This is a genomic window from Desulfopila inferna (assembly GCF_016919005.1).
Lineage (GTDB): Bacteria > Desulfobacterota > Desulfobulbia > Desulfobulbales > Desulfocapsaceae > Desulfopila_A > Desulfopila_A inferna.
In genome coordinates this window covers 190,255-204,362 of record NZ_JAFFQE010000007.1, presented here as the reverse complement: position 1 = coordinate 204,362, position 14,108 = coordinate 190,255, and the positions used below count along the sequence as shown (strand labels likewise).

The 14,108-nt window shown below is 42.9% G+C and carries 12 protein-coding genes and 3 pseudogenes; 12 read left to right on the top strand and 3 right to left on the bottom strand.

All coding sequences use genetic code 11. The features are described 5' to 3' along the window. Positions 1-25 precede the first annotated feature (25 nt). The 12 genes and pseudogenes from JWG88_RS16905 to JWG88_RS16850 all read left to right on the top strand — a co-directional run. Positions 26-451 (top strand): hypothetical protein, encoded by a 426-nt coding sequence (locus JWG88_RS16905; RefSeq protein ID WP_205234979.1) that lies wholly within the window; start codon positions 26-28, stop codon positions 449-451. 89 nt (positions 452-540) lie between these two features. Beyond that, positions 541-1,620, top strand: coding sequence for a YaaC family protein (locus JWG88_RS16900; protein WP_205234978.1), 1,080 nt, complete (start codon positions 541-543; stop codon positions 1,618-1,620). Between the two features lie 74 nt (positions 1,621-1,694). Further along, positions 1,695-2,594 (top strand): hypothetical protein, encoded by a 900-nt coding sequence (locus JWG88_RS16895; RefSeq protein WP_205234977.1) that lies wholly within the window; start codon positions 1,695-1,697, stop codon positions 2,592-2,594. Positions 2,595-2,648: 54 nt separating this feature from the next. After that, entirely contained in the window at positions 2,649-2,939 is a 291-nt protein-coding gene (locus JWG88_RS16890; protein WP_205234976.1) for a hypothetical protein, read from the top strand. 33 nt (positions 2,940-2,972) lie between these two features. Next, positions 2,973-3,242 carry a hypothetical protein gene (locus JWG88_RS16885; RefSeq protein WP_205234975.1) on the top strand — a complete coding sequence of 90 codons (270 nt, stop codon included), beginning with the start codon at positions 2,973-2,975 and terminating at the stop codon, positions 3,240-3,242. A 297-nt stretch (positions 3,243-3,539) separates the two neighbouring features. Then, positions 3,540-3,941: a hypothetical protein gene (locus tag JWG88_RS16880; RefSeq protein WP_205234974.1), complete on the top strand. Its 402-nt coding sequence runs from the start codon at positions 3,540-3,542 to the stop codon at positions 3,939-3,941. Positions 3,942-4,023: 82 nt separating this feature from the next. Further along, positions 4,024-4,824, top strand: a complete 801-nt coding sequence (locus tag JWG88_RS16875; protein ID WP_205234973.1) for a DUF2971 domain-containing protein — start codon at positions 4,024-4,026, stop codon at positions 4,822-4,824. A gap of 388 nt (positions 4,825-5,212) precedes the next feature. Next, positions 5,213-5,641: pseudogene (locus JWG88_RS16870) on the top strand (transposase); the annotation flags it as partial. Between the two features lie 63 nt (positions 5,642-5,704). Beyond that, positions 5,705-6,834, top strand: a pseudogene (locus JWG88_RS16865) (IS3 family transposase). 253 nt (positions 6,835-7,087) lie between these two features. Continuing rightward, positions 7,088-7,573, top strand: coding sequence for a hypothetical protein (locus JWG88_RS16860; RefSeq protein WP_205234971.1), 486 nt, complete (start codon positions 7,088-7,090; stop codon positions 7,571-7,573). Between the two features lie 35 nt (positions 7,574-7,608). Next, positions 7,609-8,247, top strand: a complete 639-nt coding sequence (locus tag JWG88_RS16855; protein ID WP_205234970.1) for a hypothetical protein — start codon at positions 7,609-7,611, stop codon at positions 8,245-8,247. Between the two features lie 569 nt (positions 8,248-8,816). Continuing rightward, a pseudogene (locus JWG88_RS16850) lies at positions 8,817-9,266 on the top strand (transposase); the annotation flags it as partial. Positions 9,267-9,559: 293 nt separating this feature from the next. Here the strand turns inward: JWG88_RS16850 and JWG88_RS16845 are convergent. The 3 genes from JWG88_RS16845 to JWG88_RS16835 form a co-directional block, all read right to left on the bottom strand. Beyond that, a complete protein-coding gene (locus JWG88_RS16845; RefSeq protein ID WP_205234968.1) occupies positions 9,560-11,854 on the bottom strand; it encodes a tetratricopeptide repeat protein in 2,295 nt (764 codons plus the stop codon). Between the two features lies 1 nt (position 11,855). Further along, positions 11,856-12,377 carry a QcrA and Rieske domain-containing protein gene (locus tag JWG88_RS16840; protein ID WP_205234967.1) on the bottom strand — a complete coding sequence of 174 codons (522 nt, stop codon included), beginning with the start codon at positions 12,375-12,377 and terminating at the stop codon, positions 11,856-11,858. A gap of 88 nt (positions 12,378-12,465) precedes the next feature. Next, positions 12,466-13,737, bottom strand: coding sequence for a cytochrome b N-terminal domain-containing protein (locus JWG88_RS16835; RefSeq protein WP_205234966.1), 1,272 nt, complete (start codon positions 13,735-13,737; stop codon positions 12,466-12,468). Positions 13,738-14,108: the final 371 nt, after the last annotated feature.

Below are 14,108 nucleotides of genomic sequence, written 5' to 3'. Positions count from 1 at the left end.
ACTCCTGCCACCTAAAGGAGATAACATGAGCGCTGCAGAGCTAGTAAAATTGGTAGAAGTGCTAATTTGGCCTTTAGTAATCTTGGTATTGTTTTTCTCTGCTAGAAAACAATTATTTGAGTTCATATTTCAATGCAGCGAGGTAGAAGTTAATTCTAATTTTGCGAAAGTTATAATTAAGAATCTAAAGGAAGAGCACAAGGTTTCAAGCACCCAAATTAAAAATCTCCGAGGCTTGACTGGGCATGACCTGTGGGCGCTACAAGCGTTTATGGAACAATCAAATGACCAATATAAATATGTCAAACAATTCAATCCTCAAAAGAAAGCTATGGTATTTTCTTTCGTCGAAATGGGCCTTCTTGAAATTGTAGGAACTGGAGAAAACAGAAGTGTTCAACCTACTGAATTAGCAAGTGAAGTTATTGAAGCAGCAAGCGATCTGCTCTGACGATATGGTAGTTTCGAGAAAACAAAAGACATAGAATCGCGGTGCTGACTTCGTCAAGCCCGCGATTGGGCATAAAAAGAGGATAAACTTTGACTAAAAATAGATTCTCAAAAGGTGAACCTGCACTCTATAAATACCAATCCATAAAATATTTTCATTTCGATGTCCCTCCCGGCTCGCCGTTAGCGCTCACATCAGACCCTTGGTCATATTTATACTCTTGGCTCTCTCAAAAAATAAAGAAGACACGAGGTGATAAAAAAAAGTGTTTGCAAAGGGCTATCTATTATTCAGAATTAGCAAATAACTTCTATAAAGCATCCGATTTAACTGAATTACCTACCAAAGGTACACTAGCATATTATGGCATGCTCAATCTGGTAAAATGCTTCATCTCAGTTAAAGGAGTCGAGTTAGAGAAAACATGGGAGCATCATGGAATTACGCTATTAAAAGATCATTCACAAAAAATTGAAATCAAAAAACCCACAAGCGGAGTATCAATATTCTGCAAATTTGCAGATATCCTTGGAACACCTGTTACAACACCAGTACAGGAAACTTTAAAAGATATCTGCCAACATATCCCCGAACTGCATGAGCTTTTATACGATCTCGGTTTATTAAAGGCATATGGGAGGAGAAAATTCCTACCTGTAAATATTTCATTTTTAGTAAATGAAGATAAAAACAAATTATTTACTGAAATAAGTTATGAAAAAAGCCATGAGGCAAGAGTCGAAACCTCGAAGTTTTACAAAGGATCAAGAGCAGAGTATTTTCATACTCCATATGTTGAAGACTGTAAGGTGATATATAGAAGTAAAAAACGGAAGAATCTAACAAAAGAAAATTGTCCAACAGTATATAGAAACACTATCAATGACTACAAAAAATTCAGTCTAGTATCTTTGCTTACGCGCTCTGGCTATCGCTACTACTGCGATCTGCGTCCAGGTACATTTCATCATCTTGCATATACTTTAGCTTTAATGTTTTATATTGGCTCGGTGACCAGGTACAGGCCATCTGAAACTGAAAAACTATTGAATGGTGCTATGAGGCCAATAATTGGTGAGGCAGTGAAGATATGCCCAAGACAATTTTTGTATCAAATAGTTGGACTAACAACAGAAAGTATTTGTGTAGTTCCACACTCAGACATATGAAATATTGCCCATAATCTATTACACCGGACTCGATGAAGCTGCCGATAAATTAAACGGTTAAATCAGGAAAGAAAATGTATGCACATCAAGTAATTGAATCTTTGAAGAAAGAAAGAGAAAACATTAATTATGATTATCGCAGAATTAATAATGTGATTCGCGATATCAGAAATGCGCAACATTTTCATTTCAATACAGTTGAAAACATTATCGAGCTGCTAAACGTTAAGCCTGGATGCTCACTCTTTAGCGGCGAATTCGGTGAGTATATCACTCCACCTTATGAACTATGTTGGTTTGATTTTTCTTTTGAAAAGAAAGAACGAGCATCAAAAAATGGTTACCTAGTGAAACAGGTTCATCCAAATTGGGTTATAACTCTATACTTTGAGTACAATTTAGCATTTGATAAATGGGTAGCATTTCCTTACTCCTTCATGATAGGCCTAGGAACCAGCACTTGGGAACTACACTCAGATGATTTAGAAAAAATCACCCAAATAAAAGACATTAAATGCAGAGTATCTGATAATGTTTTAGTTACAGATCATTATCGAATGCATTTGAAAAACATGTCCAATGAAGAAATTTATGAATTAGGCAAAAGCAGTGCTTCTATAAACGCATACCTTAACTTCTCACTGATGCTCATAAATTGCAAAAATGTAAATACAGTCACAATTGAACGCTCATCAAAGTTAAATAAAAAACGATCAAATAAATCAAAGCAATCGCTTTTCAATTATCATACTTTAGAACTACAATTCCCGAAAGAAAACAGCATATCTCTTCAGAGTATTGGTGGCACTTCGAGTGATACAATACTCCACTTTTGCCGAGGGCATTTCAAAACATATACCTCTGCAAATCCTTTGTTTGGGAAGCATATTGGTCGCTTTTGGTGGACACCCCAAATAAAGGGGAACAAAGGTAAAGGTATACTGGTTAAAGATTACTCAATTAATAAAAATTAGATTTAACAAACAGCGTGGCACCAATCAACCGTACGTTTTTAAAAAGATAAAATTATGGAAGACGATAAAATTTTGGCAGAAATTGAATCTTTGAAGAAAAAAATTAATTTCCTTCGAGTATCAGTGCAAGTTGACTACACACTTATTCCCCCTGTCTTAATGAGCATTAAAAAACTCGCTGAAGAAACTGGAAAGCCTGAAATGCTTCAGGAAATAAGAATGTATTTTCAGTCAGCCCTAGACAACATGTCATACACCGATATGACACTTGATGAGTCTTTTGAAATTGCCCAAAATGTTGCTTCATTAATTCTAAAAGATGAAAATGTTAATACGGAACAATAAGATATAAATGATCCAAGTATTGGGAGAACCTGAATGGACAAAGAAAATACGAAGAAATCAATTGAGGAACTGGCCGAAGAAGCTAGGGAATTGGCCAAACCTGTCGATTTTGAAAAATTGGAAAAGGAAGGCTTGTTAATCAAAGAAGGTGCTTGGTACAGGGTTCCAAATATGCATAAACTCCCGAAGCACGTTAGAGTAAAAGTTAAAGAAATATCACATGATAAAAAAGGTACCAAAGTAAAATTAGAGAAAGCATCTAAATTTGATAAATCAGCAAAAAAATTCAACAAGATAATATGAAATAATAGTGTTTAGGGGACAGACCCCGATAAACATCAACATATAGTAAACTCTTTTTATCAATTTTAATTGGACAAGAGGCTTAAGTGGCCAGAATATTCTCAAAATATTACCAGTGAATCCTGACCTCTCTGTCATCCTTCTTGCCATAAAAAACCATATTTCCTTCAAACAGAATGAAAAGGTAAATAATAGGCTGGGCGAGGTTATAATCACACTTGAAGAGGTTTCCAAACCTGGAAAAAGCTCTGGCTGAAGCTGCCATTTATTTTTAAAATTTTTCTCCCGGAGTTTGAAGTGTCTAAAAAAACTTGCAGAAAACGCTATTGCAATGAACCTCCAGTAAAATATAGATACTGTAAAACACACTATTCAGAATGCTTGTTGAAGGAAAAGAGGAGAGAACGTGCTTTAATCTTGCTACAAACAGGGGAAATAGAGGGTGAAAGAATTAGTAAGCCAGATCTAAATCAAGAATTTATACAATTGAATTCATTCTGGAGTGATGCATGTATTGCTGCTCAAACAAAAGCAGATGTTGGTCATATTACTTATAAGCAAGCAGAGCAAACACTTTCACTTTGCAAAAGTCTCGCAGAAGCTTTTGTAGATGAGGAGTTAATGTACCGAGGCCACCCCGAAGGTAAAGGACCAGAAGGCTTTACAAAAGACCTTATTTGGAAAAAAATAATAAATTAGAAGATATAACAGAAGCTTAATTTAATCTTTCACACGGACTTGCCGAACCCCGCCGGTGAAATCCACAGTTTTACACTCAGAAATGAAGATACCTACCAAATTATATAAGTACGAATCATTTAGTACAAGAAGTCTTGAAAATCTAAAAAACCAAGGCATATACTTTGCTAGCCCAAAAAATTTCAATGATCCTTTTGATTGTTCAATAGATGCAAATTTTAAAACAATAAGTAAAAGCAAATTAACAAAGCTCCATGCCGAGTTCAGGAGCGAGTGTAGTAATAAAACAGAATTTGATATTGTTTATGGAATATACCCAAATAAGGCGTTTATACAGTTACTTGAGAATTCATTGATAAAATTTTTCAATGAGATGAAAGATAGTATGTTAAATACAAAAGGCATATCTTGCTTTTCTGAAACGAAAAACGATATTTTAATGTGGTCTCATTACAGTGATTGCCATAAAGGTTTTTGTTTAGAATTTGACACCAAATTCGAACCATTCAATCAAGCTAAACCCGTCAAGTATAGTAAGTCTTTTCCAACTTTAGACACGCCATCTTTATTTCTAAAAGAAGACCCAGAGCAAGTTTTGGAAATCTTTTTAACTAAACATTCATCATGGAATCACGAAAAGGAATGGAGAATACTGCATAATCAGGTAGGTACTCTTTATACATATCCCACTGAATCCTTAATAGGCTTATATTTTGGAGCAGAAATTCCCTATACATATATGGAAATAATCTCTCTTATCATTCAGGGGCAAAACCCTAATGTTTCTTTTTATAAAGCAGAAAAAAGTTCTTCTTCGTTTTCTGTTAATTTTAAAGAGGTTACATATACTCCATTCATTAAAGCAAAAAAAAAGAAGGCATAACTAACAAATCATTCCACTGGTTTTGCAAACAGCGCAAATAGGGCCTGAATAGTAAAATTCTGGTTTTATCTGCAAAACTATTATGTCTTGAAAAAAAAACGGTAATTTTTCTGAAATTAGATTTCCGACCATTTTTTGAACACTACTGTTGAGGCGAGATCCCGCAACCTCCCATTAATTCCCGAAAAATCCCATATATTTCAAGCCAAAATATCTTTTTCACCGTTTTCCTCTTTTTCTTAAGTCATCTGTCTCTCTATATTGGGAATTGAATAGCCCTTTGCGATAACGTATAATAATTTTCGCACATTTAGAATGAAGAGGTGGCCTCAACATGGTTAATTGGCAGTCGCCAAACGTTAACCATCAACCAGAGGAAAAGGCCACCATGAGAAGAGATTATACAAAGAAATTAAGCAATGTCATCGAGATTAACGAATCTCAGATTCAAGATCATCTTGGAGAACTCGTCCGCGGAACTGTTGAGGAGACCATCAATGCTATGCTTGACGCCGAAGCAGATGCCCTCTGTAATGCCTCAAGATATGAACGCAGTGAGGCTCGCAAAGACACCCGAGCCGGATATTACAAGAGAAACCTGCACACTAAAGCCGGTGAGGTGGAATTAAAAGTGCCCAAACTCCGGCAGCAGAAGTTCGAAACAGCGATTATCGAACGTTACCGAAGACGGGAATCCTCCGTTGAAGAGGCCATGATCGAGATGTACCTGGCAGGTGTCTCTGTTCGTCGTGTTGAAGATATAACGCAGGCTCTATGGGGAACAAAGGTCAGAAGTGGCTCCGAAAATTTGAACAAGCTGTTAAGTGGAAAATCTGCTACCAATAGAACCCATTACAGGGCTTAAATGAAGGAGCAGAAAATGGCAAAAAGAACGAGAAGGAAACACTCAGCAGCATTTAAGGCGAAAGTCGCTATGGCCGCGATGGCTGGAGATAAAACACTGGCAGAGTTGGCTCAGCAGTTTGAAGTACATCCGAATCAAATCACCACTTGGAAAAAGCAATTGAGCGAACATGCTGCATCTGTATTTAGCAAAGGCACTTCAGCTGAACCAACAGTTGACCTTAAAACCCTGCATGCCAAGATAGGGCAGCTGACATTGGAAAATGATTTTTTAGAAGGTGCGCTCACCAAGGTGGGATTGCTGAGCGCAAAGCGATGATAGACCGCACCCATTCTCTATCGATAAAAAGACAAGCTCAGATCGTAGGTATAAGCCGTGGCAGCGTTTATTATCAGCGAAAACCAGTAAATGATAGAGACTTGAAGATGATGCGGAAAATTGATGAACTGCACCTGGAGCACCCATTTATGGGTACCAGAATGCTTCGCGACCAGCTGAGTCGCAGTGGTTTCTCGGTAGGTCGTAAGCATCTTGGAACGCTGATGAAACGCATGGGAGTTGAGGCATTATACCGGAAGCCGGGAACGAGCAAAAAACATCCAGGCCATAAAATCTATCCATATCTCTTAAGAGAAAAGAACATTGACTAATCCAACCAGGTTTGGGCGCTGGATACTACCTATATTCCCATGGCCAAGGGTTTTGTTTATTTGACAGCTGTTATTGATTGGGCCAGCAGGAAAGTTCTGGCAGCTAAAATTGCTATCACTCTTGAGGCTTGCCATGCGGTTGATGTTCTCAAAGAAGCGTTCACCCATCATGGTACACCTGAGATAGTGAATACGGATCAGGGGAGTCAGTTTACCTCGGAAGAGTTTATCCAGGCGGTGAAAGATCGTGGTTGCAGGATCAGTATGGACGGCCGCGGTGCTTGGCGGGATAATATATTTGTTGAAAGATTATGGAAAACAGTGAAATACGAACGAGTCTATTTATTTGCTTATGATACTGTCAATGAGGCGAGGAGATCAATCACCCAATATCTTGAATGGTACAACCAATCCAGGCCTCATTCCCGGTTGGGAAAAAGAACTCCTGACGAGGCCTACAGCATCATGATGCCAACAGTTGAAAAGGCAGCTTAAAAAAAAGCAGAGCTTCCACTTTAAAAACAGCAAATGCTGTTCAAACAAACTAAGCCACCTCTGAATTCCCATTTTTCCCGGTACCATTTGAAGTTATTTTCTGTTCCTTTGTTTTTAATTCTTTTTTTTTTCCACTGCAGATGTTTTCACGAATTAGTTCAAAAAAACTCGTTTTTCGCTCTTACTTATGGTTAAACTCAAAAGTTGTATAATATTTTCAATCCTTAAAGAAGATTTGCGGGAAGAGTGCTATATGCTCTATAAATTCGTTTTCCACTTAAAAACACATATTGCAGAATTTCAATCGTCGCTTATCGGGAAAAATCACAAAATAATTAGAATGAATAAAGCTAAATTATCAGCCATAATTTTTCTACTGTTCTTTATAACAGCGATACCAGCACAAAGCCTCACCAATAAATTTCGCAGAGGTTCTACCTATACTAATAAAGCTGTCGAGATAACAGATATAAGCTCCAAAAGGCTTGAGGACAGAAAATCAGGGTATATCAGATATTCATTTAAAGCCAAAGTTCGAAACAGAAAGAATCATCCCATAAGAGTAAGCGTTGGTTTCCAGGCCTTTGACCGTGATGGATATGAAATAGAAGACATCTATTTTGATAAAAGGTACATCAAGAAGAATGGTACGGGATCATTCACCGAGCGCGAGTATATAGATGTTATGGATTATGAAGATATTTGGGAGTGGAAAATTAAATATTTAAAGTTCCATTAAAAGCATCATCTTCGTCAGCAACGAGAAAAATCAAAATGACAACAGACAGTGAACATAATGTATCTGATCTGACCAAAGTATTAATCAAAAGAGTTCATGGTGGTCGAAAGCAGCACACCAGGTTTTATCAAAGCGCCCTGGACGACAAACAACTTTCACTGGCTGCAGTGCGATCCGGCCCTTCACTTCTGCAACAGATTCTCTTTCTAGCTCTTGGCTTAGTGGTCGGTCTTTTCCTGGTTCTATTTTTTAAAAACTATACCTTTTCATCAATAATTGATCTCCTGCCATTTGCTAAAAACGATTCTGTTATAGTTGTTCCTGATCATAACGAATCTGACATTACTCTTAAATCCATTCCTCCCTCTAAATCCAAACCTCTTTCTCCTCCGCAGCAGCAACCCAGAGAATTGATATTTACTGAAGCTCAAAAAAGAAAAGCCATTGAAGAAGTCATTGAGGAACGGAGGAAAAAACCAGCACAATACATAGCTTCATCCAACCAATCGGAGTCAGCATATCAATATAAGATTGATCTTTTCTCCGGCGGAACGATCTATACAGACAATGCTGATATAGGGAAAGACACTATCACATACAAGAGCGCCAGCGGCTTAGTAATTTCAATAAATCGCAACGAAATCAAAAGTATGAAATGGGTTAAGGCATATTGATAAAAGTGAAAATGGTGAAGCATGTTATTTCCGTATAACAATGCTATCTCGTGGTATTATGCGAGTCCGTATAACTAAATTAAATAGTAATATTTAATATCGCGGTTGGTTCAATAGAAAAAAATTGAAATTACAATAATGTATAGGCAAGCCGCATATGTTTCCGTTCTGTTTAAAAAAAACACTATAATCTAAAATAATTATCGGAGAAAGCTGAAGAAGAAGATTATACAAACCGTAATTCGGGACAGACCACGTTTTCATGATCACAAGTTAACACCGAAAGCCTTATTTTTGCTGGTTGGTCTAGTGTCTAACTCACTTCAGTCATACCAACTGCCTTACTGACTAGGTACCTCCAATATAGAGAAGTATAAGTATTTTAATTTTAAAGCTTTGTGTTTTTATTGTTGGCGGAGTCGGAGGAGCAGGGATTCGCCCCCTGTTTGCCTCGTTCACTCACGGAGGTGATATGAAAAGTGGTGTTTGAGGACGCCAAGAAAAAATAAATGACGTATCCTGTTGGGATCAAACCGCCAAGTTTAAATTCCAACAAAAAAGGATACGTCATGAGTAAGAGTAAAATTGTTGCGTTTAAAAAGCCAGGAGATATTTCAGAAGATCCGCTGACAGAGTTGCTTCGATCTGGTGCCAGGAAATTGATAACAGATGCTGTTGAAGTAGAATTGCAGGAACTTCTCAATCAATATTCTCATCTGAAAAATGAGTTTGGCCATAAGCAGATTGTCCGCAATGGATATTTACCGGAGCGAGAGATCCAGACAGGTATTGGTCCTGTAAAAGTAAGAGTTCCAAAGATCAGGGATAAAAGTGGCCAGGGTATCAAGTTCAACTCAGCACTATGACCGCCGTACCTGAGAAAGACAAAAAGCGTGGAAGAGGTACTGCCTTGGCTGTATCTCAAGGGAATATCCACCGGTGATTTTCAGGAGACCCTCCAGGCTCTTTTTGAGGTGAATGCAGCAGGCCTATCGTCTTCAACAATCAGCCGTTGTAAACGTTTGCCATTAAAAAACAGTCGGATTAGTTCCAAGGCCCCTGGATAGAGCTGACGGTCAGGCAAGGTAGACAGGCAGAAATAACCCCGGCCAGGGTTGGCTTGAATTTCCGACAGATCACCTTCTTCATACTTCAGCTTTTCCAGGGAGAAGGAATTACGGATGATTTACAGAGAGGTGAATCGCATCACCCTCTATCTCTTGGAAAACGACAGGAGATTGTCCGCTCATCTCTATCATCTCCTTGATTCCAAAGTAACAGCGGGCCTGACATAATTGCTCAACAGTCGTTGTTACTTTATTTGACGGAGAGTTTCGAGGATCTGTTTTGCCAGTTCGTGGTTCGGTTCTTTTGCAAGTATATACTCTGCGAGTTGACGCGCTCTGTCATTCATTCTGAAGTTTAAATAGAGCTGGACCAGGGTGGTAAAGTATTCCTGGTTGGCGGGTTCCGCTTCCAGTGCCTTTAAAAGTGCCGTTTCACCTTTTTCCCATTGCTGCAGTTTGAGGAATGCCAGAGCTTGGTTATACCTGGCACGGCTGTTCTCCGGCATGCCGTCGGCGGCCTTGCCGAGATATCGAGTCGCCTCCCGATACTGTTTCATCTCCGCCAGGAGGAGGCCATAGGAATAGGAAACCTGATGCATTTCAGGATGGGCTTCGACCACCTGCCGAAAAAGATCGGCTGCTTCATCATTTCTTCCCCGACTGTTCAGCTGCATAGCCAGATTGACCTTGGCTTGGTAGAACTGATCGTCGATCTGTATGGCCTGCCTGTATCGTTCTATGGCCATATCCGTTTCTCCCTGCAGGGCGGCCAAATTACCGAGATTGTAGCGCTGCGGGGCGAAATCGCTGTTATAGACCATGGCCTGGCGGTACTCCTCCAGCACCTGCGCAAACGTCGTCCTGTGCTCAGGCCGGATGGATTCAATCGGGATCCGGGCCAGAGCAATGGCCGCCTCTATCCGCACGGCCTTTACCTCGTCATAGAGCTTGGGCACAAGCAAGTTTGTCGGTGCCTGGCCGTGCAGGCTATTCAGGTGACGGATTGCCGTGTGCCGTACAAGCGCTTCATCATCATCCAGCGCCCTGGTAAACACTGCAGCGGTTCCTTCTCCCGGATAGCTACTCAGCAAAGATAGGGCTGTTGCCCTGACAATTGGGGTCAGGAGCCCATCTTCGGCAATGTTCATGAGTTCTTCCCTGGCCTCCGGTTGCCGGCTGCGGGCAAGCGTGAAGACCTCTCCATAATGGGGTTTTCTTGACGATCCATACCATTTGGTGAAATGCTCGTTGACCCAGGCGAGGCTTTTGTCTCCATGGCAGTCTTTGGCAGAACAGCTATTTGGCACACCGATGGTCTCGCTCAGGTCCGGTCTGGGAATCCTGAGACTGTGGTCCGGACGGTAATCGGTTCCCATATAGACCTGCCCGGGCAGGTGACATTTGACGCAGAGATGGCCATTGCTGGGTTTTCCCTGGTATTCGCGCTTGTGAAAATGATGGGCCGGAGTATCGTAGCTCTCGGCCCGATGGCATTGGAGGCAGAGGGTATTTCCCTCGCCGTGAAGTTTGAGGCTGTGCATATCATGGCAGTCACTGCAGCTGACACCAAGCCGGTACATCTTAGACTGGGTGAAGGAACCGTAGACATATACTTCTTCGAGGATCTGACCGTCGGCAAAATAGAGGCCCTCTTCTAGCAGCGAAGGAATCAGTTTATCAAGCAGTTCGCCCTCACTGTGCTCGTTGTCGCCCAGCTGATATCTCCTGGCATGACAGGGGGCACAGATGGCAATCTGGGCCCGGTTGTTGGTGTTGCCGGTTTCCACCTGAAGCTTGGCGTTGGCAGCTTCCGGTCTGGCAATCCCTGGTATTTCCGCCCACTCGACATGACCGGAACCGGGACCATGACACGCCTCGCAGCCGACATGAATCTCGAACCATCGAGTATCATAGGCTTGACTCTCCATGTCATACCCTTTTTCGAGTCGGGTAGAGTGACATTCTGCACACATGCTGTTCCAGGTCTGTCCTCCATTGGTCCAGTGGAGCCAGTCACCAGGGCCCTTAACCTCGTAGGGCGGCATCCTGTACCACCTGTTATCCCGTGAATCCCAGCCGATGTTCAGGCACTGCAACCGTCCTCCCGGAAAAGGAACAAGATACTGTTGGACAGGATAGACTCCGAATGTATGGGTTATGGGAAACGTGCCAAGCTTGCCGTCCGGTCCCTCTGTTTCAACCAAAAACTTTCCCTGCTCTCGAAAAAAACGGCTGGTGACGCCGTTATGCGGGTCGGAATAGATGGTATCCCCGAAATCACCCAATACCGTTTCTTCGCTGGCAACATCCATGGCCAGATCGTGATGGGACCCTTGCCACTTCTCATAGGCGGCCCTATGACATGAAGCGCATTTCTCGCTCCCAGCAAAAGTGGGAGCCGCTTGTTCGACTGCTTGTATGTCATACTCCGAACGCTGCAGATAGACAAAGGGGGCCAGCAGGCAAATCAAGGCGGCAACGAGTCCGGCAATATGCCACCCGGCAGACGATGAGGTCTTTTTCTTCTTCTCTGCGCTCATGTCAGGATTGCATTGCCTGGGAGGGATCGAAGTGCTCTCGTTTCAAAGGGGTCGCGGCATTGACCTTTATCCTGCCGTTTTCGATCCGCAACGGATAGTAATCTAGCGGCCGGGTTGCAGGGGCAGTCAATACCACCCCTCGCCGGTCAAAACTCGAACCGTGGCAGGGACAGACAAACTGCTTCTTTTCCTCATCCCACGGAACAGAACAACCGAGATGGGTACAGGTCCTGGAAACAGCCATAAAGCTGCCGTTTTCCAGGCAGACCAGATAAAATTTGCCCTGGGGAACGGCCTTGACATCGCCAGGCCTGAACTGGTCGATGCTGCCGGCTTCAATTAAGATATCAGCGTCTTTCTTCCGGAAAGGGTTATCTTTCCTGGCTCGCAGAAGTGAGCCGGCGATCCAGCCGATTTCCAGGATACCGACAGCCGCAAGAAACACCCAAATTCTGCTTATCAGTGTTCGGCGAGAGGTAGTGTCCGGTACCTCGTCTTGTGTGTGGTTATTGTCTTCGTTCATTTTTCGTCTGTTTGATTTACTCGTTACTCTGAGAGGACGGCCCTGGCAAAAGGTATTGGCCCAATTCCTTGCTGCGATATCACTGGCACTACCAGACAAGAGCCATTCCCGGCCCACGAAACCAGATCCCGACTACAGTGAGGGTGGTGACTGCGCTTAAGACCAGAGTCACAGCTCCCAACATCGCTTCTGCCTTTGTACAATGCCAGACCAGACGCAGCAGGTAATAGTGCACCACAACAACAAGGATAAAAAAAACCGTGGGAATCACGCCATACAGGAGCAATTTTGCCTGGGATGCCCCGGCGCCGACAAAAAGCATATCGTCAAGTATTACCCCGAGTACCACCAGAGCCGCCCCGGCGACACTCGATGCAGCGGCAACCTGGCGCCCTTTCCTGCCGCCGAACCATACCCCCGGAGGTAGAATCGCCTCCTGACGAAATGGCACTACCGCCAGGAAGCCAAGCATTAGCGACGGTACCACGCACACGGCAAAGACCGGGTGCAGGTGAAGAAGAAGTTCCTGGAGGCCCATGAAATACCAGGCTGCCTTCGCCGGGTTGGGGCTCTGGCCGGGATTGGCCTGCTCCGCCAGCGGCGCGTCCACGAAGGCTGAAAACATAAACAGCAGAGCCAGGAGCATGAAACCGGTGGCAGCTTCCCGGGCCAGCAGGTGTGGTATGGTCTGCAGTTTCTCCTCCGACACCTTGCCTGCCGCTCTTCGGATAAGCCCGCCGGCTTTTCTGATGAGCCAGAAATGGTAAACAAGCAGGAACAGCAGAAGCGTCGGGATGAAGCCCACGTGGACGGCATAAAAGGTCGACAGGGTCGCAGCTCCCACCTCCTCGCCTCCCCTCAACAGAGCCATCAGGTTTTTACCGACAAGTGGTATATAGGAAAGCATGGAGGTGAATATCGTCACCGCCCAGTAGGCCAGCTGGTCCCACGGCATGAGATAGCCGGTAAAGTTAGCCAGAAGAACAAGAAGAAAGGCGCTCAGTCCCACCAGCCAGTTATACCGGCGCGGCCCCGTCAGGGCACCGGTAAGGAAAACCCTGAGCAAATGGAGAAACGGGATCACAACGAGAAGATTTCCGGCCCAGTGGTGACAATTCCTGATAAACCCGGCCGGGTTGCCATTATTGTACATCTGCTGGATTGACAGGTAGGCCGAATCGGAATGCGGTGAGTAGCTCAACAGTTGCAGGAGCCCTGTTCCGAAAAGAACAAGAACCAGTGTCGCACTCATCCCGCCAAGCCCGAAGCTCAGAGTATAACGCAGAGTGTCTGCATTCACGGTCCGTGGGTGCATGTGAAAGACAAAAGCGGAAAACGGCAGTTGAGCTGTTTTTTTCACGTCTTTGAGGTCGGGGAAGAGACCGAAGCTATTTGATTCATTTGCTCCGTTTGATCCATTTCATAACATTTTATATGATCACGCCACTATAACAACTCACAGGTGTATGTTCCAGTTCTTTCTGGCGCTCTTAATATTCACCTTTTGGATTGGCACTGGTTAATTAACAATGCGTTGAGCCAATCACTGTCCGCTACAGGTTCACAGTGGCGGTATTTCTCTCTCCCTGGCATGCCGTACGAATCACTCTATTAATCTCCCCCCGGCAAATGGGATAGAAACCTACAGACAGATTCATTTCGTACAACTAAAACACGACATGAATCTGTAAGATTTTAAAATAGATGAAAATATGAGAAAATTATCGTCCT